General features: G+C 65.6%; 21 protein-coding genes and 1 tRNA gene. 13 read left to right on the forward strand and 9 right to left on the reverse strand.

Annotated features, from left to right (window positions below; genetic code table 11):
• Window positions 1-67: 67 nt before the first annotated feature.
• On the reverse strand, window positions 68-2,437 hold the full coding sequence (locus tag AC07U1_RS15000) for a TonB-dependent receptor (RefSeq protein ID WP_495175945.1): 2,370 nt from the start codon (window positions 2,435-2,437) through the stop codon (window positions 68-70).
• 126 nt (window positions 2,438-2,563) lie between these two features.
• Between AC07U1_RS15000 and AC07U1_RS15005 the strand changes: the two genes are divergently transcribed.
• From AC07U1_RS15005 to AC07U1_RS15030, 6 genes are all read left to right on the forward strand, one after another.
• The gene (locus AC07U1_RS15005) at window positions 2,564-3,070 is read left to right on the forward strand and encodes a DUF3237 domain-containing protein (protein ID WP_495197725.1); all 507 of its coding nucleotides are present in this window, start codon (window positions 2,564-2,566) and stop codon (window positions 3,068-3,070) included.
• On the forward strand, window positions 3,070-3,795 hold the full coding sequence (locus AC07U1_RS15010) for a glutathione S-transferase N-terminal domain-containing protein (protein WP_495197726.1): 726 nt from the start codon (window positions 3,070-3,072) through the stop codon (window positions 3,793-3,795). The genes AC07U1_RS15005 and AC07U1_RS15010 overlap by 1 nt, the downstream gene beginning before the upstream one ends.
• Window positions 3,796-4,065: 270 nt before the next feature.
• The gene (locus tag AC07U1_RS15015) at window positions 4,066-4,536 is read left to right on the forward strand and encodes an ester cyclase (RefSeq protein WP_495175942.1); all 471 of its coding nucleotides are present in this window, start codon (window positions 4,066-4,068) and stop codon (window positions 4,534-4,536) included.
• 11 nt (window positions 4,537-4,547) lie between these two features.
• On the forward strand, window positions 4,548-5,396 hold the full coding sequence (gene ygiD, locus AC07U1_RS15020) for a 4,5-DOPA-extradiol-dioxygenase (RefSeq protein WP_495175941.1): 849 nt from the start codon (window positions 4,548-4,550) through the stop codon (window positions 5,394-5,396).
• A gap of 94 nt (window positions 5,397-5,490) precedes the next feature.
• A complete protein-coding gene (locus tag AC07U1_RS15025; RefSeq protein WP_495175940.1) occupies window positions 5,491-5,850 on the forward strand; it encodes a hypothetical protein in 360 nt (119 codons plus the stop codon).
• A 129-nt stretch (window positions 5,851-5,979) separates the two neighbouring features.
• Window positions 5,980-7,185, forward strand: coding sequence for a serine hydrolase domain-containing protein (locus AC07U1_RS15030; protein WP_495175939.1), 1,206 nt, complete (start codon window positions 5,980-5,982; stop codon window positions 7,183-7,185).
• Window positions 7,186-7,270: 85 nt separating this feature from the next.
• Here AC07U1_RS15030 and AC07U1_RS15035 read toward each other — a convergent pair whose 3' ends face one another.
• Both AC07U1_RS15035 and AC07U1_RS15040 read right to left on the reverse strand, forming a co-directional pair.
• Window positions 7,271-7,975, reverse strand: a complete 705-nt coding sequence (locus AC07U1_RS15035) for a glutathione S-transferase family protein (RefSeq protein ID WP_495175938.1) — start codon at window positions 7,973-7,975, stop codon at window positions 7,271-7,273.
• Between the two features lie 4 nt (window positions 7,976-7,979).
• A complete protein-coding gene (locus AC07U1_RS15040; protein WP_495175937.1) occupies window positions 7,980-9,143 on the reverse strand; it encodes a CaiB/BaiF CoA transferase family protein in 1,164 nt (387 codons plus the stop codon).
• Window positions 9,144-9,285: 142 nt separating this feature from the next.
• Here AC07U1_RS15040 and AC07U1_RS15045 point away from each other — a divergent pair, with 142 nt between their 5' ends.
• On the forward strand, window positions 9,286-10,188 hold the full coding sequence (locus tag AC07U1_RS15045; RefSeq protein ID WP_495175936.1) for a hydroxymethylglutaryl-CoA lyase: 903 nt from the start codon (window positions 9,286-9,288) through the stop codon (window positions 10,186-10,188).
• A gap of 40 nt (window positions 10,189-10,228) precedes the next feature.
• On the opposite strand, the gene AC07U1_RS15050 is transcribed toward AC07U1_RS15045, so the two are convergent.
• From AC07U1_RS15050 to folK, 4 genes are all read right to left on the reverse strand, one after another.
• Window positions 10,229-11,578, reverse strand: coding sequence for an HlyD family type I secretion periplasmic adaptor subunit (locus AC07U1_RS15050; protein WP_495175935.1), 1,350 nt, complete (start codon window positions 11,576-11,578; stop codon window positions 10,229-10,231).
• Between the two features lie 6 nt (window positions 11,579-11,584).
• Window positions 11,585-13,300, reverse strand: a complete 1,716-nt coding sequence (locus AC07U1_RS15055; RefSeq protein WP_495175934.1) for a type I secretion system permease/ATPase — start codon at window positions 13,298-13,300, stop codon at window positions 11,585-11,587.
• 169 nt (window positions 13,301-13,469) lie between these two features.
• Window positions 13,470-13,545, reverse strand: a tRNA-Lys gene (locus AC07U1_RS15060).
• Window positions 13,546-13,589: 44 nt separating this feature from the next.
• Entirely contained in the window at window positions 13,590-14,123 is a 534-nt protein-coding gene (folK, locus tag AC07U1_RS15065) for a 2-amino-4-hydroxy-6-hydroxymethyldihydropteridine diphosphokinase (RefSeq protein ID WP_495175933.1), read from the reverse strand.
• A 23-nt stretch (window positions 14,124-14,146) separates the two neighbouring features.
• On the opposite strand from folK, the gene AC07U1_RS15070 reads away from it, so the two are divergent.
• A complete protein-coding gene (locus tag AC07U1_RS15070; RefSeq protein WP_495175932.1) occupies window positions 14,147-14,836 on the forward strand; it encodes a uracil-DNA glycosylase in 690 nt (229 codons plus the stop codon).
• On the opposite strand, the gene AC07U1_RS15075 is transcribed toward AC07U1_RS15070, so the two are convergent.
• The gene (locus tag AC07U1_RS15075; protein WP_495175931.1) at window positions 14,797-15,273 is read right to left on the reverse strand and encodes an RNA pyrophosphohydrolase; all 477 of its coding nucleotides are present in this window, start codon (window positions 15,271-15,273) and stop codon (window positions 14,797-14,799) included. The two genes, AC07U1_RS15070 and AC07U1_RS15075, sit on opposite strands and share 40 nt — an antisense overlap.
• On the reverse strand, window positions 15,270-16,217 hold the full coding sequence (locus tag AC07U1_RS15080) for an alpha/beta hydrolase fold domain-containing protein (protein ID WP_495175930.1): 948 nt from the start codon (window positions 16,215-16,217) through the stop codon (window positions 15,270-15,272). The genes AC07U1_RS15075 and AC07U1_RS15080 overlap by 4 nt, the downstream gene beginning before the upstream one ends.
• A 198-nt stretch (window positions 16,218-16,415) precedes the next feature.
• Here AC07U1_RS15080 and AC07U1_RS15085 point away from each other — a divergent pair, with 198 nt between their 5' ends.
• The 5 genes from AC07U1_RS15085 to AC07U1_RS15105 are packed head-to-tail and all read left to right on the forward strand — an operon-like array spanning window position 16,416 to window position 23,001.
• Window positions 16,416-18,275, forward strand: coding sequence for a 2-oxoacid:acceptor oxidoreductase subunit alpha (locus tag AC07U1_RS15085; RefSeq protein WP_495175929.1), 1,860 nt, complete (start codon window positions 16,416-16,418; stop codon window positions 18,273-18,275).
• The gene (locus tag AC07U1_RS15090) at window positions 18,275-19,312 is read left to right on the forward strand and encodes a 2-oxoacid:ferredoxin oxidoreductase subunit beta (protein ID WP_495175928.1); all 1,038 of its coding nucleotides are present in this window, start codon (window positions 18,275-18,277) and stop codon (window positions 19,310-19,312) included. Before AC07U1_RS15085 ends, AC07U1_RS15090 begins: the two co-directional genes overlap by 1 nt.
• 39 nt (window positions 19,313-19,351) lie before the next feature.
• A complete protein-coding gene (locus tag AC07U1_RS15095; RefSeq protein ID WP_495175927.1) occupies window positions 19,352-20,302 on the forward strand; it encodes a metal-dependent hydrolase in 951 nt (316 codons plus the stop codon).
• The gene (locus AC07U1_RS15100; RefSeq protein ID WP_495177445.1) at window positions 20,299-21,684 is read left to right on the forward strand and encodes a cryptochrome/photolyase family protein; all 1,386 of its coding nucleotides are present in this window, start codon (window positions 20,299-20,301) and stop codon (window positions 21,682-21,684) included. The genes AC07U1_RS15095 and AC07U1_RS15100 overlap by 4 nt, the downstream gene beginning before the upstream one ends.
• Window positions 21,685-21,720: 36 nt before the next feature.
• Window positions 21,721-23,001, forward strand: a complete 1,281-nt coding sequence (locus tag AC07U1_RS15105) for a class I SAM-dependent methyltransferase (protein ID WP_495175926.1) — start codon at window positions 21,721-21,723, stop codon at window positions 22,999-23,001.
• Window positions 23,002-23,006 lie beyond the last annotated feature (5 nt).

The following is a 23,006-nucleotide window of genomic DNA, read 5'->3' on the forward strand; positions in this document are numbered from 1 at the left end:
AATATTCAAAGCTCGCGGTCCATCCGCATCGCGATGCCGCCGGACCGTAAGGCCCGGCGGCACGCCATCAGAAGCTCGCGCCAAGGGTCAGGCCAAAGGTCCGCGGGGCGTTGTAGAAACGCTGGGTGAAGAACTGCGCCGTCGGCGTCAGCGCCGCGACATAGGTCTTGTTGGTCAGGTTCTTGCCCCACAGCATCGCGCGGAACCGTCCGTCTTCGCTTTCCCAGCCGATCGAGCCGTCGACCAGCGTGAAGTCGCCGGTCTTGCCCGCCAAATCATTGGCGACGGTCGAATAATAGGTGCTGCGATACGACATCGCGCCGCGCAGGTTGATATTGCCGGCGCTGCCGAGCGGGATCGTATATTCCGCCGACAACTGCGTCTGCCACTTCGGCGCGCGGACCAGCTTTTTGCCGGTGTGATCGATGTCGACCAGATAGGTGCCGTTGGGCAGCGCGGTGACGTCGCCGCAGGTCGACGTCGGCGGCGTCGGGAAAGCCGAGGGGCCGTCGATATCGGCGCAGAAGCTGGTATATTTCGCGTCGAGATAGCCGACATTCGCCGACAGGCGGAAATTCTGCGTCGGCTTCAGCGTGGCTTCGAGTTCAAGCCCCTTCGTCGTCGCCGAACCGATGTTCAACTGCGCCGTTTCCTGCCCCGATGCGACATTGGGGTTGGGGAAGAAGACGCCGAATTCCAGCTGCTTGAACTTGGTGACGAAACCCGTGAGGTTGAGGCGAAGCAGGCGGTCAAAGAAATCGCCCTTGACCCCGGCCTCGAACAGGTTGGCGGTGTTGTCTTCCGTTGGCCCCGCGGTGGAGGTGGTCGCCGAGCGCGCGCCGAAGCCGCCGCCCTTATACCCCTGGCTGAAGCCCGCGTAGAGCATCACATCGTCGGTCAGGCGATAGTCGAGCCCGGCCTTGAAGGTCATGCGATCGCGGTTGTAACCCAGCTTGAAGGCCTTGCCCGCCGCCAGGTTGGTGTTCGCGATCGCCTCCATTTCGGCGAGCGACTTGACCGTCGCGCGCGTCGAGAAAAAGGCGGGCGACAACAGGACGCCGGTGGGGTCGCGGAAATAATCCTTCGATTCCCAGCTCTGGCGCACGCCGAGCGTGATGTTCAGGCGGTCGGTGATGCCATAGATCGCCTGCGCGAACAGCGCCTTGGCGGTGTTGTCCTGCGCGACGAAGTCCTCGCTGCCGAAACGCAAGGTCGGGGCGAGCAGCACCGGCAGCGTCGGGAAGGCCTGCGCCAGTTCAAAGCTCTGCTTCAGGAAATAGCCGCCGAACACCAGGCTCAGGCGTGACAGCGCGTCGGTGCGGTCCGAAAAATCGGACTGCAGGCGCAGTTCCTGGCTGAACTGGCGGTGCGACTGCAGGCGGAAGGTGGGGAAGAAGAAGACTTCGGACTGGTCGAAGTCGCTGTCGTTGAAATCGTCGGTCTCGATATAGCCCGTGATCGACTTGGCCTGCCACGACCCCATGTCGAGGCCGATGTTGCTGATCAGCCCAAGCTGGTCGGTGTCGTGATCGGCGGGGAAATCGCGTCCGATCGTATAGGCGCCGTCGTTCGGCTCTTCGAAGCGGAAAACCTGCCACAGCAACTGGTTCCGGTTCGGCGCGGTGTCGCCGCCCGGCGCGCTCGAACGGTCGCGGACGAGGAAGGCCTTGAGGTTGATGTCGAGATTGTCGGTCGGGGTGAACACCACCGTGCCGCGCAAGGTCAGCCGGTCCTGCCCGCCGATCTTCTTCCCGTTCAGGCGGTTGGTGAAATAGCCGTCATACGTTTCCTTGTTCAGCACCAGCCGGACCGCGAGCGTGTCGCGAATGAGCGGCATATTGACCGCCGCGCGGGCATCCATCCGGCCATAGTTGCCGACGGTGACCTCGGTCTGGACACCCCAGTCGCGGCCGGGATTCTTGGTATAGGCGGCGATACCGCCGGCGAGCGAGTTCTTGCCGAACGAGGTGCCCTGCGGCCCGCGCAGCACTTCGATGCGGTCGAGGTCGAAGGTGTCGAGCATCGTGGCGACCGGGCGCGTCACATAGACGCCGTCGATCGACACCCCGACCGGGCTTTCCTCGGTCGATTCGATGCCCTGCGCGCCGAGCCCGCGAATGAAGATCGCCGCCGAGTTGGAAAAGGTCGCGACGGGCTGGATGCTGACGTTCGGCGTCGAGGGCGCGAGGTCGGTGATGTCGCGTGCGGCGATTTTGGCGAGCGTCTGTTCGCCGAAGGCCGAAATCGCCTGCGGCACGTCCTGCAACGATTCATTGCGGAAACGGGCGGTGACGATGATCTCGTCGGTGCCGCTGTCGGCCTCGGTCTCGGTCGTGTCGGCAGGGGCGGCGGCATCCTGTGCCATCGCCGGTGCGGCACAGGTCAGCGTCGCGATCGATGCGACGCCTGCCAGCAGAATCTGGTTACGAAAATTCATCTTTACCCTCCCATTGAACGGTTGCTGGCGATACCGGACATGCGGGTCCGATCCGTCAATCTCATTGACCCTTAGTATACTAATGGTCTTATGCTTGTCCAGAGCCTCACAAGCAGGAGTCGAATGATGGAGCAGGATTTTTCAGCGGGTGTTCCCACGGGCCTTTCGAGCCGGTTTTTGTGCACCGTGGAGTTTGAGGTCGGTGGCGGAATCTTCGGCATCGGCGTGTCGCCGTTCGGCGATCAGCGCATCGGATATATCAGCGGCGGCCGTTTTTTCGGCCCACGAATCAACGGCATCGTCCTGCCCGGCGGCGGCAATTGGTCGCGCGGCGGCCGGCTCGCCTCGGGCGCCGCGGTCGGCACTTTCGATGCCCGCGCGGTGTGGCGGACCGATGACGGCGACCTCATCCAGCTCGGCTACAGCGGCCGCAGCCTCGTCCCCGAGGATGTCCGCGCCGAATTTGCCGATCCCGCCGCGCCGCCGGTCGATTCGGCGCGCTATTATCTGCGAATCGCCCCGGTGTTCGAAACCGCGAGCGCGAAATACGACTGGCTCAACGGCCTCCTCGCCATCGGGGTCGGCGAGCGCACCGACTTCGGCGTCCGCCACCAGATCTACGAGGTGCTATGATGATCGACCTTCATTATTCGGCGACCCCGAACGGGCAAAAGGTCGCGATCATGCTCGAGGAGATCGGCGCCGATTATCGGGTCATCCCCTATGACATCTTCAACGGCGACCAGCTCACCGCCGAATTCGGCCGCATCAACCCCAACCACAAGTTGCCGGCGATCGTCGACCGGGCGCCGGTGGACGGCGGCGATCCGGTCGCGGTCTTCGAATCGGGCGCGATCCTGCAATATCTCGCCGAAAAGAGCGGGCGCTTTTTGCCCACGTCGGGCGCCGCGCGCGCTTCTGCCCTGTCCTGGCTGACCTGGCAAATGGCGGGGTTGGGGCCGATGGGCGGGCAGGCGAGCCATTTCCTGCGCTATGCCCCCGCCGGACAGGATTATGCGGTCGAGCGCTATACGAAGGAAGTGGCCCGCCTGCTCACCGTCCTCGAAAAGCGGTTGGAAAAGTCTCCCTATGTCGCCGGCGAGGATTACGGCATCGCCGACATGGCGATCTGGCCCGGCCGCGCCTCGGCCTTCGTCATGGGCATGGGCCTCGACGACTGGCCCGCGACGCGCGGCTGGTTCGAACGCATCGGCCAGCGCCCCGCCGTCGCCCGCGCGATGGCGCGCGAAGACCTGAAGGCGCCCGCGAAATATCTCGGCCGCCACCAGAAGCTTGACGAGACCGAATGGTCGAACATGTTCGGCGACGCCAACCGCGCGGCGGTGCGGGGCGATTGAGAAGCGAGCGAGCGGGGTCCGCTCCACCAGTCGGATGTCATGCTCGGGGGCCGGGCCTTTCGATTTCCAGCCATCGCGGGGCGCCTGAAGCGGTGATTGGGACGATCGTCTTGACTGGGCGATCATTCAGGCTTCCTATCCCGAACGGCCCGTTCCCGGCGGTCTGAATCGAGGGAGTCGAACATGCGCCTATCTCAAAAAACCCGTAACCTGCTGGTGCTTGCTGCGTCGCTGTCGATCGCGGCATGTTCGGCCCAACAAGCGTCCGACATGGCCGGCGGTTCCACGGGCGCCGATGCGACCGGCCACACCGAAGAGCAGCAGCGCAATCTCGCCAATTTCGACGATCTCGATTTCCGCGTGTACAGCGGGCAGAAATGGGATGAGTTCAACAAGAGCCATGCCGAGGACATTCTGGTTCATTATCCGGACGGATCGACGACGACCGGCATCGCCGACCACCTCGTCAAACTGAAACCGCAGTTCGCCTTTGCCCCCGACACCAGGATTGCGGAGCATCCGATCAAGCTCGCGGACGGGGAATACACCGCGGTGCAGGGCATCATGACCGGGACCTTCACGAAACCGATGGACCTCGGCGGCGGCAAGACGCTCCAACCCACCGGCAAGAAGTTCGTGCTGCCGATGATGACCGTCGGGCGGTGGGAAAATGGCCTGATGAAGGAGGAATGGCTGTTTTGGGACAATGCCTCGTTCATGACGCAGATCGGCGCGACCTGACGGGCCGTCCGATGGATATGATGCCCGCCCTGTTCATCGGCCATGGCAGCCCGATGAACACACTCGAATTGAACGGCTATACGCGCGCCTGGCGCCGGCTGGGGAAGGCCTTGCCGCGACCGCGCGCGTTGTTGGTCGTCTCGGCGCATTGGTTCATCGGGGCGACCGCCGTGACCGCGATGGCACGCCCCCGCACCATCCATGATTTTTACGGCTTCCCCGACGAACTGTTCGCGTTTCAATATCCGGCGCCCGGCCTGCCCGAACTGGCGGGCGAGATTGCGGAGGTCGTCAAACCCCATTGGGTCGGCGCCGATCGGGATCAATGGGGGCTCGACCACGGGACATGGAGCGTCCTCGCGCATCTTTTCCCCGATGCCGACGTGCCGGTCGTGCAACTGTCGATCAACGCGCTCCAGCCGATGGACTATCATCTGGAATTGGGCAGCCGGCTATCGGCGTTGCGCGGGCAGGGCGTCCTGATCGTTTCGAGCGGCAATGTCGTTCACAACCTCCGAAAGATCGACCGGCACAATCCGGATGGCGGAACCGATTGGGCGCAGCGGTTCGACGATGCCGTCGTCGACCAGATCATGCGAGATCCGGGCGGCATCTTGAATGTCCTCCAGCATCCGGATTACGACCTTGCGGTCCCCACCCCCGATCATTTCATTCCGCTCCTCCATATGGCCGGCCTCGCCGCGGCGGGGGGCGGGGCCGCGCCGCTCCTGCGCGGCTATGCGATGGGATCGCTATCCATGACCTGTTACGGCGTTGGCACGGAGAGCTTGCCGTGCGAAGAGGCTGCGGGGAGCGCGACCATGCCCGAAGGGGTTCCGGCCGATCAGACCAATATTTAGGCAGGCGCCATGCTGCTGTCGATTTGGACCGCGGGCAAAGGCTCGTGCGTCGCCAAAGCACGGAGATTGGCGCCGACAAGGCTTGGAGTAAGCGATGAACGATCCGTCAAAAGCGTGGAATGGCGAGCAGGTCCGGAAATGGCTGGACCGGCGGTTTGAGGCTTCGAGCCTCGATCAGGCGGCAGCGGACCGGCGCGGGTATGAGGCACAGGACGACTATGACAAGGCGGCCGCCGAGGAATGGGTCTGCCGTGCCCTGATCGCCGCGCATTGCACCGATGAGCAGAGTGCCTTCGCTGCGCAGATCAAGAAACTGGTCGGGCAGGAAGACTATCGGGCGACGGGTATCTATGACGACGCGCGGTTTCAGCGCCATGTTCGCGGTCAACTCAGGAAACTGGCAAAGATGACCAAGGCGAATGAGGGGTTCGAAAAGACGCTGCGCTATCAATGAGCGAGATGATCGATTGGAAGTGGAAACCGATGAAGCTTTTGTCCTGTCTGTTCGCCGTGTCGCTCGCCTGATGCGCTGGCTGGGCGGCGAACAAAGATGAGTGGCGGAACGATGCCCGGACGGCGGGCGGTGCTGGTCGGATCGGCGGCGCTGATCGCCGGCGGCGCGACGCCCGCCCGCGCCGGTACGGGCGGGCGATGCCCGGACGGCAACGCCGCCTGGATCCCGCCCGAGGAACTGGTCGCGGACCTTCCGCGTCTCATGCGGATCGCCGGGGTGCCCGGCGCCGCCATCGCGGTCGTGGATCGCGGGACGCTCGCCTGGAGCAGAAGCTTCGGCGTCAAAAACATCCTCACCCGCGACCCGGTGCGCGAGGATACGCTGTTCGAAGCCGCGTCGATGACCAAGCCTGTCTTCGCCTATGTCGTGATGCGGCTGGTCGATGAAAAGCGCCTCGATCTCGATACGCCGCTCGTCGCCTATCGCCGGCCGGCGAATTTGGGCGATGACCCGAATCTCGAGCGGATCACTGCCCGGCATGTGCTGGAGCATTCGACGGGCTTGCCCAACTGGGCCTCCGAGCCGCTGGTCACGAGCAGCGCGCCCGGATCGATTTACACCTATTCCGGCGAAGCCTTCATCTGGCTCCAGTTGGTTGTCGAGACCATCATGGGAATGGGTCTCGGCAGCGTGATGCGGGCGAAACTGTTCGACCCGGCCGGGATGTCGCACAGCAGCTTCGGCTGGGACGAAGCCATCGCAAAGTCGGCGGTCTTCGGCCATTCCGAACCGCCGGAAGGCGAGCAGGTGCTTCCGCCCCAGCCCACCCGCGAACTGGGCGACCGGCTGCTACGGGTCGCGAAAAAGCGGGGCAAGCCGATCTCAACCTGGACCTATGAGGATTCGGTCGCCGCGATGCGAGAGAGCGATCCCAAGACGCCGCCATCGACCCACGACCTGCTGGTCAATTCGGCGGGCGGCCTCCTGATGACCGCGTCCGACTATGCGAAGTTCATGGCGCTCATGATGGACCGGCCGGCGCGGGCGGCGTGGGAGATCAGCGACACGACGCGGCGGGCGATGCTCACCCCCCGGCTCGACGTGCGCGGGCGCGACATTTCGCGGGGGCTGGGCTGGGAACTGGAACAATCCCCGGCGGGCCTGCTGTTCCAGCACAGTGGCAGCAATTACGGGATCTTCAAAACCATGGGCGTCGGCGATCCCCGCAGCGGACGAGCGATCGTCGTCTTTACCAATGCCGTGAACGGAAATGCGCTCGCGGCCCGGATCCTTCGGCAGGCGACGGGAGTCGACCGGTTGAAGTCGCTGATCTGATCGGTGCGGCGACCGGATCGAGAGCGTGTGCGACCAAGTCGTCTTCCGCGCTCCGTCCGGCATCGCGATCCATCCGCCGGCGGCGCTACCGCGCCTGATGCTGCCGGTCGCCCCACAGGATCGCGCGATGCTCGTCGGTAAATCCGGTCAGCCCGCCCTCGATCGTTTCGGCGCGGGCGACACCGACGGTCATGCCCTCGGCGACCGCGGCCCGTTCGAGCATCGCCGCGCCCCAGCGCTCGACATGGGGGAAACGCCCCGCCTTGTCGATCAGCTGGCGACGCAGATAGGGCAGGGTGGCCATGTCGGCGATCGTATAATCCTCGCCGGCCAGCCAAGTCGCTTCGCCCAGCCTTTTGTCGAGCACCATCATCAACCGGTCGACCTCGCGGCTGTAGCGCGCGATGGCATAATCGTGCCGATCCTTGGCGTAATGGGTGAAATGCACTTCCTGCCCGAACATCGGCCCGACGCCGGAGACCTGGAACATCAGCCACTGCCAGCAGGTCGCGCGCTTCACCGGATCGGTCGGCACGAAGCGGCCGGTCTTTTCGGCGAGATAGAGCAGGATCGCGCCGGTCTCCCACAGGACGAAGCGCTCGCCGCCGGGGCCGTCCTCGTCGACGATCACCGGCGTCTTGTTGTTCGGGTTGAGCGCAAGGAATTCGGGGGTCAGCTGGTCGCCCGCGAGGATATCGATATATTCGAGCCGCCACGGCAGCCCCATCTCCAGCAGTGCGATCGCGATCTTGCGCGCATTGGGGGTGGCGCCGCCACAGAGGGTGATCATCGTCTCAACCCTCGCGTCCGAGCCAGCGCTTCAGCACATCGTCCGTATCCTGTCCGACGACCAGCGGGGCAGGCCGGCGGACGCTGCCCGGCGTGCCCGACAGCTTGGGGAAGACTCCCTGCATGCGGATTTCGCCGAGCTCGGCGTCGGGCACCGTGACCAGCGCGTCGCGCGCGGCGAAATGCGGGTCGGCCAGCATGTCCTCGGCATCGAATACGCGTCCGGCGGGAACGCCCGCCTCGACCATCTTCGCCTCGAGCTGCTCGATCGTCAGCGTGGCCGTCCATTCGCCGATCAGCGCGTCGAGCTCCTCCTGCCGCACCCCGCGCGCGCGGTGCGTCGCATAGCGTTCGTCGTCCGCGAGTTCGGGGCGGCCCATCGCCGCGGCGAGCCGCGCGAAGACGCCGTCCTGGTTGGCGCCGATCAGATATTCGCCATCGCTGCACGGATAGACGTTCGACGGTGCGATCGCGGGGAGCGTCGATCCGGTGCGCCGCCGCTTGGTGCCGCTCGCCGAATAGTCCGATACCGTCGATTCCATCACCTGCAGCACCGCCTCATACAGCGCCGAATCGACGATCTGGCCTTCACCGGTCTTGCTGCGATGATGCAGCGCGGCGAGCGCGCCCATGCAGCCGTAAGTGGCGGCGAGGGTATCGCCGATCGACACCCCCATGCGCGCGGGGGGCAGGTCGGGATAACCGACGATGCCGCGCCACCCGCCCATCGCCTCGCCGATGCCGCCAAAGCCGGCGCGCGACGAATAGGGGCCGGTCTGGCCGTAGCCCGACACGCGCACGACGATCAGCCCGGGGTTGGTCTTGCGCAGCTCCTGCGGGTCGAGGTTCCATTTCTCGAGCGTGCCGGGCCGGAAATTCTCGATCAATATGTCGGCCTTGGCGATCAGCTCGCGCGCGAGGGCCTGGCCTTCTTCGCTGCGCAGGTCGACCGCGACCGAATATTTGTTGCGCGCGATGACGCGCCACCAGCTCGGTTTGTCACCCTGGCCCCAGTTGCGCATCTGGTCGCCGCCGACCGGCGGCTCCAGCTTGACGATCTCGGCGCCCATGTCGCCGAGCAACTGGCCGCAAAAGGGGCCGGCGATCAGCTGCCCCATTTCGACGACCTTCAACCCTTCCAGCGCTCCCCCGCTGCTCGCTTCCGTCATATCATTCCCTTCGGGCGTCTCTTTAGCCTAGGAAGGGGACCGCGCGCGGCCCGACATCCTCAATCCCTGTGGCCATGATATACTTAGAATGCTATGCAATTATCAACTGCAATCTCGGATATGCGCGAAGATAGGCAAAATCGTGAAGCAAACCAGCATCGAAATCGTCGAAGTCGGCCCCCGCGACGGCCTGCAAAATGAAGCACTTGCGGTCGCCACCGCCGACAAGCTCGCGCTGATCTACCGCGCGATCGGTTACGGCGCGCGCCGCATCGAAGTGACGAGCTTCGTCAATCCCAAAAAGGTGCCGCAACTGGCCGATGCGGAGGAATTGGTGGCGCAGCTCCCCGACCGTGACGATGTCACCTACATCGGCCTCGTCCTCAACCGCCGCGGCGCCGAACGCGCCGTCGCGACCGGCCGGATCGACGAACTCGGCGCGGTGTGCGTAACCAGCGACAGTTTCGGCATCCGCAATCAGGGCCAGACGTCCGACGAATCGCTCGCCGCCGCGATGGAGATCGTCGCGCTTGCCAAGGACGCGGGTCGCAGCGGTCAGATCACCATCGCCACCGCCTTCGGCTGCCCGTTCGAGGGCGAGATCGCGATCAACCGCGTCGTTGAAATGGCCAAGCGCGCCGCCGATGCGGCGCCGCGCGAGATCGCGCTCGCCGACACGATCGGCGTCGGGGTGCCGTCGCAGGTCGCCGACATGGTCGGCCGCGTCCGCGAAGCGGTCAGCGGGTTGCCCGTTCGTGTCCATTTCCACAACACCCGCAATACCGGCCTCGCCAATGTCTGGGCGGCGGTTGCCGAAGGCGCCGCGACCGTCGATGCGTCGCTCGGCGGGCTCGGCGGCTGCCCCTTCGCGCCGGGCGCCGCGGGCAATGTCCCGACCGAGGACGTCGTCTATTTGCTCGAACGCGGCGGCGTGGCCACGGGGCTGGACCTGCCCGCCATCGTTGACGCTGCGACCTGGTTTACCGGCGTCATGGGCCGCCCGTTGCCGGCAATGGTCAGCAAGGCGCCCGCTTTCCCGGGTTGATCCGGTCGTCGTCGGGTGGCGCCCGGCGACCCTGCGGGCGTCACTGCCGAAAGGCGTGGTTGATCTGGTCGAGCAGCGGTTTCAGCAGATAGGACATCAGCGACCGGCTGCCGGTGCGCAGGAACACCTCCGCCGGCAATCCCGCACGAAGCTGGGTATGGATCGGCATGTTGCGGGTCGTGACCGGCAATTCGACGCGAATGCGGAAAAAGGGCGGGCCGCCCCGACCGTCGTCGGTGGCATCGGCGGCCAGATAGATGAGCTTGCCGGCGAGTTCGGGCGTGACATTCTGTTCGAGCGTCGGGAACATGATCCGTGCCGGCTGTCCGACCTTCAACTGGTCGATATCCGAAGGCCGCACGCTTGCTTCGACGATCAGGGCATCCTTGTCGGGCACGATCTGCGCGATCGGGGTGCCGCCGGGAACCGCGCTGCCGATCGTCGTAAAGGCCAGCTTTTCGATCACCCCCGCCGCCGGCGCCCGCACGACGGAGCGCGAAAAGCGGTCGTCGGCGTCGGCGATACGGATGCGCTGGTCGGCGATCGCGGCGTCGACTTGGGCCAGTTCGGCGCCGGCTTCGGCGCGGCGCGATTGCTCGATGGTGAGTTTTTGCTCACGGACTTCGGAGATGCGCGCGTTGGTCTGCGCGATGTTCGCCTCGAGCGCGCCGATCGACCCTTCGAGTTCGACCGCCTGGCGTTCGAGCTGGTTGAGCCGGTTCACCGTGACTAGCCGCTTTTCATATAGCTGCCGCAGCCCGGCCAGCTCGGGCTGGATGATTTCGAGCTGTCGCCGCGCCGAATTGATCTGGACGCGATAGCTTTGACTGAGCTCGTTGAACTGCGAAATCCGCTCGTCGAGCAGCCGGCGGTTGCCGGTCATCTCGCTCTGGCGCAGTTGCAACAATCGCCGTTCCTGCGCCAGCGCGGCGCGCGCCTCGTCATCGGCGGGCGGCGGATATCCCGCGGGCCAGCGCATCTGCGAACGGCCCGATCGTTCGGCATCGAGCCGCGCCTGCCGCGCCAGCAACTGGTCCAGCGACTGGTTGCTGAGTTCGGAACTCGGTCCCGATACGTCGGTCGCGAATTCCATCACGATGTCATTTGCGCGCACACGATCGCCGTCCCGAACGAGCAGGCGCGACAGGATGCCGCCGGTCGGATGCGCGATCGTCTTCACGCGCGATTCGGCCGACAGCGCGCCGCTGCCGACGACCGCGCCGTCGATCTGCACGATCGTCGAGATCGCCAGCAGCGCGGCGATAATCCCCACCATCAACCACAGCGCGCGCCGCATCCGCGTCGCCAGCGCGGCGGTAACGTCGGGCGACGAAACACTCACTGCCGCGGCAGCGGGGGTCCCTGTTGGCTGGTCCTGAGCGTCGGTCATCGCGGCCTAGTTCACGGCTTTCAGGCCGCCGTCGCGTGGCGCCTGTTTCGCGCTCTGCGCGAGCGCCGCCAGAACCTTGTCGCGCGGTCCCCATCCGGCGACCTTGCCGTCGCGAAGCACCAGCAGCTTGTTGGTCGAACTCAAAATGCGCGTCTGGTGGGTGACGAGCAGGGTGATCGCACCACGACCCTGCGCGCGCTTGATCGCTCCTGCCAGCGCCGCCTCGCCCTCGGGATCGAGGTTGGAATTGGGCTCGTCGAGCAAAAGCAGGAACGGATCGCCATAGAGCGCGCGGGCGAGGGCGATGCGCTGGCGCTGGCCGGCCGACAGATTATGCCCGCCCGACCCGATTTCGGTTTCATAGCCGCCGGGCAGCGAGACCACCAGGTCGTGGACCCCGGCCTGCTGCGCCGCCGCCAAAATCTGGTCCGACCCCGCCGTCGGCGAGAAGCGGCTGATATTCGCCGCGACGCTGCCCGACAAAAGGCCGACTTCCTGCGGCAAATAACCCAGATAGCTGCCGAGTTCGTCGCCCTCCCACTGGTCGAGCATCGCGCCGTCGAGCCGAATGCCGCCGCGCACCGGCGGCCATATCCCGGCAAGGCCGCGCAGCAGCGAAGATTTCCCCGATCCGCTCGGGCCGATCACCCCGATGACGTCGCCCGCCTGCGCATCGAAACTGACGTCGGCGATCGCGATCCGGTCGCTGCCGGCGGGGACGAGGGTCAGCCGGTCGACCTGCAATTGTTTCGTCGGCCGCGGCAGGCGAACGGGCTTTGCGGTCTCTTCGGCAAGTTTGCCGAGCATCTCGTCGAGCCGGGTCCAGCTTTGCCGGGCCGCGACGAAGCCGCGCCACTGCGCGATCGCCTGATCGATCGGCGCCAGCGCGCGGCCGGCGAGAATCGAGCTGGCGAAGATGATTCCGCCCGACGCCTTGCCGTCGATCACCAGCAGCGCGCCGACGCTGAGCACCGCCGATTGCAGGAAGATGCGAAAGATGCGCCCGGTTCCGCCCGCGCGGGCGACGATCCGGCTGATGCGGTTGCTTTCGTCCTGATAGGCGCCGTCGCTCTGCCGCAGCCGCGACGAGAGGGTTCCGGTCATGCCCAGCCCCTTCAGCGTCGCCGCATTCTGGAAGCTCATTTCCTGATCCTGCCCGCGCGTATAACGCAGCGGTTCGAGCAGGGTCATGTTCTTCGCGATCGACCGCTCGGTGTGCCAGGTCAGCAGCGCGAGCACGATGATGCCGGCCAGCGTCGCGACACCCAGCCACGGATGCAGCAGGAACAGGACCGCGAGAAAGAAGATCACCCACGGCAGGTCGATGAAGGCGGCGGGTCCCGAACCCGACATGAAACCGCGAATATGGTCGAGGTCCTGCGTTGGGCGCGGCCTGCCCGGCGGCGGTGCGATGGCGAACTGCCACTGCAACTGCTCGACCCGCGGCGACAGCTTGTCGCCGAACGCCCGCCCGATATCGACGAGCATCTGCGCGCGCGACACGTCGAGCACGCCATGAAAGACGAAGGCGAGGCCGAACAGGACGAACAGCCCGAACAGCGTCGCCCCGCTGCCGCTCGGCAGCACCCGGTCATAGACCATCATCAGAAAGATCGAACTGGCGAGCGCGAGGACGTTGATGAAGGCGCTCAGCCCGCCGACGACCATCAACGGCCCGTGGAGCGAACGAAGGGCATCGGCCAGTTCGGAATTCTTGGGCAACCGCATCCGAACCATCGACCGAATAACCCCCGCTTTCAGCTGGCTGCATAGGGTGACGCACCCGAAAGCGCAATCGGAAGCGGTGGGGGAGGGGATGAGCCCTGCCAGGTCGATCGGCCTGACGATTGGACCGCCCGAGACTCGCTGGTTCGCTGGCCGAGACGGGATATGGTGAGCCCTGCTGGGTTCGAACCAGCGACCTACTGATTAAAAGTCAGTTGCTCTACCGACTGAGCTAAGGGCCCATCGCGGTGCCTCGAAAAGGTCGCCCGCGAAGTGAGCCGTCGCCCTAGTGCGCCGATGCGTTCCGGTCAACCGGCTTTGCCCGCACCAGTTTCGCCGCGAGCTGGCGGACGCTGCGACCGAGCAGCGGATGCTGCCAGTCGGGCGCGATCGCGCGCAGCGGGCCGAGGACGAAAGCGCGGCTCGCCATCGCCGGGTGCGGGATCGTCAGATCGCGGTCGGCCCAAGTGCCGCCCGACCAGAGCAATATGTCGAGATCGAGCGTGCGCGCGCTCCAGCGCTGGCCGGTACGGCGGCCGAATGCGCCCTCGATCGCCTGCAGTCGTCCGAGCATCTCGGACGGGGAAAGCGGCGAGGCGACGAGCGCGACGGCATTGGCATAGCGGCGCCGCGATGGGCCGATCGGCTCGCTGGCGATGATAGGGCTGGCGTCGACGGGTTCGATGTCGTCGCTTTCGAGTGCGGCGAGCGCCGCCATCAGCACCGCGCGCGGGTCGCCGAACCGCGCATGGCGGCGGTTCGAGCCGAGGCCGATCGCATAGAGGGCCAAGGGGACGCGGGATGGCGTTGCTTTGCTCACAGGCTTGCGCCTATCGCAGGCGGGTGGAGATTGTAAGCCCTTTGCCCGGCACCGAACCGCCGCGCGACTGCCCTCGATGCCCGCGGCTGGTGGCGTTCCGGGCCGCGTGCCGCGCCGAATATCCCGAGTGGTGGAACGCCCCCGTTCATGCCTTTGGCGATCCCGGCGCCTGGCTCGCGCTCGCCGGCCTCGCCCCGGGCAAGCATGGCGCCAACCGCACCGGACGGCCCTTCACCGGCGATTATGCCGGCGACCTCTTGTTCGCGACGCTTGCCGAGTTCGGCCTCAGCCGCGGCCGCTATAACGCCCGCATCGACGACGGATTGACGCTCGACGGCGCGATCATCGTCAACAGCGTCAAATGCCTGCCGCCGCAAAACAAGCCGACCCCGCAGGAGATTGCCGCCTGCCGGCCTTTTTTCGAAACGCAAATGGCGGCGCTGCCCGACGTCCGCGTGATCGTCGCGCTGGGCAAGATCGCGCATGACGCGGTCGTCCGGTCATTCGGCGGGCGGCTCGCCGCCTATCCCTTCGCCCACGGCGCCGTTCATGCGCTCCCCGATGGCCGGCACCTACTCGATAGCTATCACTGCTCGCGCTACAACACGAACACCGGGCGCCTGACCGCGGCGATGTTCGCCGATGTCTTCCGCACCGCGTTGGCGCTCCGCGATCAGACCAGCGGCCCGAACTCCTCGACCAGCGAGCGGTAGAGCGCGCGCTTGAACGACACGATCAATTTCTCGATCTCGTTCAGGTCGGACCAGCGCCAGGCACGAAACTCCTGATGCTCGGTCGCGATATTGATGTCGCTGTCCTCGCCCATGAAGCGCATCAGGAACCAGTGCTGGCGCTGGCCGCGATATTTGCCGCCCCACATCTTGCCGATCAGATGATCGGGCAGGTCATAGAAATATTCCTCGCGGCTGCGTGCGATGATCTCGACCAGCCCGCCATGCACCCCGGTTTCCTCGCCGAGTTCGCGGATCGCCGCCATCTCGGCGTCCTCGCCGGGGTCGATCCCGCCCTGTGGCATCTGCCACGCCTCGCTTGTCGTATCGAGCCGCTGCCCGACGAAGACGCGCCCGTCGCGATTGGCCAGCATCACCCCGGCGCAGGGGCGATAGGGCAGGCTGCTATGGTCGTTCATGCCGTCGCGGTCGCTTCGGCGACCATCGCCTTGAGCATGGTCAGCGCCCCCTTGATGTCGTCCTTGGCGCTCGGAATGCCTTGCGACAGGTTGATATAGCCGTGGATCGTGCCGGCGCCCTCGCGGTAAACCGTCGTCACCCCCGCTTCGACCAGCTTGGCGGCATAGGCGCGGCCCTGGTCGCGCAGCGGATCGAGTCCGGCGGTGACCAGCAGCGTCGGGGGCAGGCCCTCGGCCGGGAAATCGAGCGGAGACGCGCGATAGTCGGCGGGGTCGGCGGCATATTGATCGCTGAACCAGGTCATGCTGCCTTGGGTCAGCAAATGGCCCTCGCCGAAATCGCGGTAGCTTTGCCAGTCGTCGTGGGTGGTCACCGCGGGATAGATGGGGTGAATCGCGACCACCGGCTTCGACGCCGGCTTGTCGCGCAGCGTCAGCGCGGTCGCGATGGTCAGATTGCCGCCCGCGCTTTCGCCCGCCAGCACCAGCCCGGTGCAGGGGATATTGTCGGCGACCCAGCGCGTCGCCGCCTCGCAATCCTCGGGCGCGGCAGGGAAGGGATGTTCGGGCGCCAGCCGGTAATCGACCGCGATCACCGGCATGTCGAGCTGGCGCGCCGCCTCGGCGCACCAGCCATCGTGCGTGTCGAGGTCGCCGATCACCCAGCCGCCGCCATGATAGAAGACCAGCACCGGACCCGTCTCGCGATCCGGTCGGCTGTCATAGAGCCGGATCGGAATGTCGCCCGCCGGGCCGGGGATGCTGCGGTCCTCGACCTTGGCGATCTCGCCGCGCGGGCTGTCGGCCATTTGCGTCATCACCCGGAACATTTCGCGAGCGCCCTCGGCGGGCATCTCCTCCATCTTCGGGCCTTCCTGTGCATTCAGGAAGGCAAGAAAGGCCGCCACATCGGGGCGCGTAAAATGGGTGGTGCCGTCGGTCATCCTGTTCGTCCCTCGCTTATGTTGTCGGCGCAGCTATTCGGCATCGCGGCCGATAATTCAATGGCAATTGGCAACCGATCTCGTCGCCTATGGCGCGCATTCGCTTTGCAGCGCACAATTTTTTCTGAATTGCGGCTTGCCGCCGACGGGCCTAGGCCAATGTCACAGGTTCGCAAGATTCAAAGGCAGAGATAGAAAATGGCGAGTGCGGTAGAGGACCGAGCCGACAATCGGCAGTCCCCCCTTTCCGATGCAGTGGTGGTTCGATTTGCCGGCGACAGCGGCGACGGGATGCAGTTGACGGGTGGCCAGTTCACCCTGTCGTCGGCGCTCGCGGGCAACGACTTCGCGACCTTCCCCGACTTCCCCGCCGAGATCCGCGCGCCGCAGGGCACGCTGTTCGGCGTGTCGGCGTTCCAGATCAATTTCGGGTCTTCGGCGATCGACACCGCGGGCGACGCGCCCGACGTGCTCGTCGCGATGAATCCCGCGGCGCTCAAGACCAATGTGCCGTCGCTCAAGCCGGGCGGGTTGATCATCGCCGACGAGGGCGAGTTCAACGACCGCAACCTCGCCAAGGCGAAATATGACGCCAACCCGCTCGACGACGGCAGCCTCGCCAAATGGCAGTTGCTCAAGCTCAACATCAGCCGGCTCACCATGGACGCGGTCAAGCCGTTCGGCCTCGGCAACAAGGAAGCGCTGCGCTGCAAGAATATGTGGACGCTGGGGCTCGCGCTCTGGATGTTCGACCGTGAGCGCCAGCCGCTGATCGACTGGCTCAACGGAAAATTCGCCAAGGACCCGAATCTCGCCGCCGCCAACGTCGCCGCGCTGAACGCTGGCCACGCTTATGGCGAGACCGCCGAACTCGCGGGACCGCTCATCCAGCACCATGTCGATCCCGCGCCGGTCGCGCCCGGCCTCTACCGCACGCTGACGGGGGCCGAGGGCATCGCGCTCGGGCTCGTCGCGGGGGCGCAACTCGCGAAGCTGCCGATGTTTTTCGGCGGCTATCCGATCACCCCCGCGTCGGCGATCCTGCATCACCTCTCGCGGCTCAAGGAATATGACGTCACGACCTTCCAGGCCGAGGACGAAATCGCGGCGATCTGTTCGGCGATCGGCGCCAGCTATGGTGGCTCGCTCGGTGTGACCAGCTCGTCGGGCCCGGGCATCGCGCTCAAGGGCGAGGCGATGGGCCTCGCGATCATGACCGAACTGCCGCTCGTCATCGTCAATTCGCAGCGCGGTGGTCCCTCGACCGGCCTGCCAACCAAGACCGAGCAGTCGGATCTGTATCAGGCGGTCTACGGCCGCAACGGCGACGCGCCGCTGCCTGTCATCGCCGCGCGCTCGCCCGGCGACGCGTTCGACTGCGCGATCGAGGCGGTGCGCATCGCGGTGCAATATATGACCCCGGTGATGCTGCTCACCGACGGCTATATCGCCAACGCCGCCGAACCCTGGGCGGTCCCCGATCTCACCACCTACGAGGCGTTCCCGGTCGAATTCCTCACCGAAGTGCCCGAAGGCGGGTTCAAGCCCTATGGCCGCGATGAAAAACTCAAGCGCCCGTGGGTCAAGCCCGGCACCCCCGGCCTGCTCCACCGCATCGGCGGGATCGAGAAGGAACTCGACACCGGCCACATCAATTACGAGGCGTCGAACCATCAGGCGATGACCGACATCCGCAAGGACAAGATCGACGGCATCAAGGTGCCCGATCAGGTCGTCGAACTCGGCGCCGAGGGCGGCAAGCTCGCGGTCGTCGGCTGGGGCTCGACCTTCGGCCCGATCCACCAGGCGGTGCGCCGCAAGCGCGCCGAGGGGGCCGACGTCAGCCACATCCATATCCGCCACATCTGGCCGCTGCCCGCCAACCTTGGCGAGTTGCTCAAAAGCTATGACAAGGTGATCGTGCCCGAGATGAACACCGGCCAACTCAAGACCGTGCTGCGCGACCAGTATCTGGTCGACGCGAAGCCGGTGAACAAGGTGTCGGGCCAGCCCTTCACCATCGCCGAAATCGAAGCCGCGATCGAGGGAGCCCTCTGATGAACGAGATGACCACCATCGCCCGCACCACGACGCTCAAGGATTGGGAAACCGATCAGGAAGTCCGCTGGTGCCCCGGCTGCGGCGACTATGCGATTCTGAAGGCGGTGCAGCGCACCATGCCCGAAATCGGCACGACGCCCGAAAACACCGTGTTCATCAGCGGCATCGGCTGCTCGTCGCGTTTCCCCTATTATATGGAAACCTATGGCTTCCACACGATCCATGGCCGCGCGCCGGCGTTCGCGACGGGGCTGAAGCTCGCCAATCCGGGCCTCGACATCTGGATCGTCACCGGCGACGGCGACGGGCTGTCGATCGGCGGCAACCACACGATGCACCTGATCCGTCGCAATCTCGATTGCCAGATCATGCTGTTCAACAACGAGATTTATGGCCTCACCAAGGGCCAATATTCGCCGACCAGCCGTGTCGGCACCTCCAGTCCCTCGACGCCTTATGGTTCGGTCGATCGTCCGGCCCAGCCCGCCGCCTTCGCGCTCGGCGCCGGTTCGCGCTTCGTCGCGCGCGGTTTCGACGTGTCGAAAAAGCTGCCTGAGGTTCTGAAAGCCGCCCATGCCCACAAGGGCGCCGCCTTCATCGAAATCTTCCAGAATTGCATCGTCTACAACAAGGACGTGTTCGAGGATTTCGCCGCCCCCAAGGGCGCCGAGGATCGCCAGCTCTGGCTCGAAAATGGCGAACCGATGGTCTTTGCAAAGGGCACGAAGGGCATCGCGCTCGACAGCGAAGCTCTGCATCTGAAGGTCGTCGACGTGGTCGATGGCGACTGGCAGGCGGCGGGTGTGATCGTCCATGACGTCACCAACCGCAGCGTCGCGCACATGCTCGTCGAAATGCGCTTCGGCGAATTCCCGATGGCCCTCGGCGTCCTCTACGACGACCCGCGCCCGACCTTCGAAGCCGACGTCTGGCGCCAGAATAAGGCCGCCGCCGAAGGCAAGACCGCCGACTTGCAAAGCCTGCTCAAGAAGGGGCAGACCTGGACGGTGACCGAGGGCGGGCCTGATCTTTAACGCATTGCGATAACGCTGTGGGTCGGGTCTATAGGATCTATGGACAACCTGACCCACAGCCTCGTCGGTGCCGTGCTCGGCCAGATGGGGCTCAAGAAAAAGACCGGCCTCGCGATGCCGACGCTCATCATCGCGGCGAACCTGCCCGATATCGACGCCGCCTGCACAATCTACGGCCAGCTTTCGCTGTCGATGCGCCGCGGCATCACCCACGGCCCGATCGCGCTCGTCCTGCTCCCCATACTGCTCTGGGCCGCAATGATCGGCTTCGACCGCTGGCAGACCAAACGCGGCAAGCGCCCCGAAAACCGCCTGCCGATCCACAAGGGCTGGCTGCTCGCGCTCGCCTATGTCGGCTGCCTCAGCCATCCCGCGCTCGACTGGCTCAACAATTACGGCATCCGCCTCCTCGAACCGTTCAGCCACCGCTGGTTCTACGGCGACAGCATCTTCATCATCGACCTGTGGATATGGATCGCGCTCGGCCTGTCGATCTGGCTCTCACTCCGCCGCGAGCGCGCGAAGGTCGCGGCTTGGACGCGTCCGGCCTGGGTCGGTTTCACCGCGGTCTGCGGCTATATCCTGTTCAACGGCCTGATCACCGGCACCGCCGAGCGCGAGATCGGCGCGGTCTTGCGCGGCGGCGGACATGACGACGCGCTCGTCGTCGCCAGCCCGCCGCCGCTGATGTTCTGGAAACGCGACGTCTTCTGGCGCAGCGGTGAGCGTTACGGCAGCGCCAGTTTCGACATCGGCGCGGGGGGCGATGTTGATATCACCGGCATGCCGACCGGCATGGACGACCCGCGCGTCGCACCGCTCGTTGAAACCAGCCCGGTGGCGCAGGCCTTCCTGTTCTGGTCGCGGATGCCGGTTGCGAAGTTCGACACAAAGGGCCGGTTGGTCCTGTCCGACCAGCGCTTCGGGAACCGCCTCAGCCGCGGGCAGTTTCAAGTCATCGTCGACCCCAAGCCGGAACCCACGCCCTGACCGCACCCTCGATCGTCTGGTTTCGCCGCGACCTTCGCCTGTCCGATCAGGCGGCGCTGCTCGCCGCCGCGGCGGCGGGGCCGGTAATCCCGGTCTATATCCTCGACGACGAAACGCCGAAACACCGCGCGATGGGCGGCGCCTCGCGCTGGTGGCTGCACCACAGTCTTGCCAGCCTCGATGCCGCCTTGCGCGAAGAGGGCTCGCGGCTGATCCTGCGCCGCGGCAAGTGCGACGAGCAACTCGCTCAAATCGCCGAGGAATGCGGGGCAGGGCAGGTCCATTGCCTGCATCACTATGAACCCTGGTGGCGGAACGCCGAGCGCGCCGTCGCCAAGAGCCTCGACCTGGTCTGCCACGACGGCAATTATCTCGCCCCGCCGGGATCGGTAACGACCGGCACCGGCAACCTCTACAAGATCTACACCCCCTTCTGGCGGGCGCTCAAAGAACGCATGCCGCCGCCAGCGCCGGCGAACCGCCCGAGCGAGATCGCCGCACCGCCGAAGTGGCCGGCCTCCGACAGACTCGCCGACTGGAACCTCCTCCCTACCAAGCCCGACTGGGCGACGGGGTTCGGCAACGAATGGACGCCCGGCGAGGAGGGCGCCCGCACCCGCGTCGCCGATTTCATCGACGAAGCCGCCGATTACGACCGCCGCCGCAACTTGCCGTCCGAAGAGGGCAGTTCGCGTCTCTCGCCGCACCTGCACTTCGGCGAAGTCTCGCCCGCCCATGTCTGGCATCGGCTCGCCGATGCGGGCGGATCGGTCGACGTGTTTCTCAGTGAGGTCGGCTGGCGCGATTATGCGCAGAATGTCATCCTGCAATATCCCGATTACGGCGGTTGTAACGCCCGCGAAGCCTTCGACGCCTTCCCTTGGCGCACCGGCAAGGCGGCCGACACCGACCTCAAAGCCTGGCAACAGGGCCGCACCGGCTATCCGATCGTCGATGCCGGGATGCGCCAGCTCTGGGCGACCGGCTGGATGCACAACCGGGTGCGGATGATCGCGGCGAGTTTCCTGATCAAGCATCTGCTGATCGACTGGCGGCTCGGCGAGCAATGGTTCTGGGACACGCTGGTCGACGCGGATTACGGGAACAACAGCGTCAACTGGCAGTGGACCGCCGGCACCGGTATCGATTCGAACATGTTTCCGCGCATCATGGCGCCGTTGACGCAGTCGGAGAAGTTCGATGCGGCGGACTATATTCGCGAATGGGTGCCGGAATTGCTCGATCTTCACGCACATCACGTACATGACCCGGATGAACATGGGGTACGGCCGGTGGGCTATCCCGCCAAGCTCATCGGGCATCGCGAGGCGCGGGCCCGGGCGCTTGCGGCGTATGACGTCATGAAGGCGCACGACAATTGATTGTCAGCCGCGCCGCTTTGCGGCAGTGATGACCCTATGAACACGCATGTCAGGACGGGGCGGGGCCGACGGTTGCTGCGGGCGGATCGCGCCTTTCGGTCGGGCGGGCTGATCGCCTCGATGATGGCGCGAGCGCCCGCCGCCTTTTTCCATGGCCGTCTCGACAAGATCGACGCCGGACTCGAACAGGGCACGCTCGAAGCCCATCTCCCCGATGGCAGCATTCGCATTCTCGGGGGGCGAGGCCGCGGGCCGGTCGCGGTGGTGCATGTCCACAGCTGGGCGGCCCTCGTCCGCCTCGCGCTGTCGGGATCGGTGGGCTGGTACCGCGCCTGGGACAAGGGCGAATGGTCTTCGCCCGACCCGGTGCCGCTGTTCGACCTGTTCATGCGCAATGGCGAGACGTTGGGCAATGCCGCACGATCGCGCGGACCGTGGCGCTGGCTCAATCTCACGGCGCATTTCCTCAACCGCAACAGCCGCCGCGGCGCCAAGCGCAACATCCATGCTCACTACGATTTGGGCAATGATTTCTATCGCTTGTGGCTCGACACTGGCATGAACTATTCGAGTGCGCTGTTTGCGGAAGCGGCGCAATCGCTGGAGGAGGCGCAGGTCGAAAAGCTCGACGCGATCCTCGACCGGCTCGACCTGCGGTCGGGTAGCCGGCTGCTCGAAATCGGCTGCGGCTGGGGCGCGCTTGCCGAACGGGCGGTCGAACGCCACGATGTGATCTACACCGGGATCACCCTTTCGCCGGCGCAGGCGGAGATCGCCGATGCGCGGCTCTCCGAGGTCGACCTGTCGGGACGCAGTGCGATCGAATTATGCGATTATCGCGATGCGCAGGGCCCCTATGATGCGATCGCGAGCGTCGAGATGGTCGAGGCGGTCGGGCAGGCCTATTGGCCCGCCTATCTCGACACCGTCGCGCGGCTGTTGCGGCCCGGTGGCCGCGCCGCGATCCAGTATATCCTGATCAACGACGCCCTGTTCGAGCGTTATGCCGCGAGCAGCGACTTCATCCAGGCCTATGTCTTTCCAGGCGGCTGCCTGATATCCGAAAGCCGCTTCCGTAAGCTTGCCGAGGAACGCGGGCTTGCCTGGCGCGATGTGCGACGGTTCGGACCCGACTATGCCGAGACGCTGCGAAGCTGGCGTGAACGCTTCGACGCGGCGGTGGCGAGCCAGCAATTGCCCGCAGGGTTCGACGAGCGGTTCATCCGGCTCTGGCGCTATTATCTGCAATATTGCGAGGGCGGTTTTCGCGGCGGCGGCATCGACGTCGCCCAGGTCACGCTTGAAAAAACAGCCTGAAAACA

This window comes from Sphingopyxis sp. GW821-FHT02C12, from assembly GCF_059421785.1.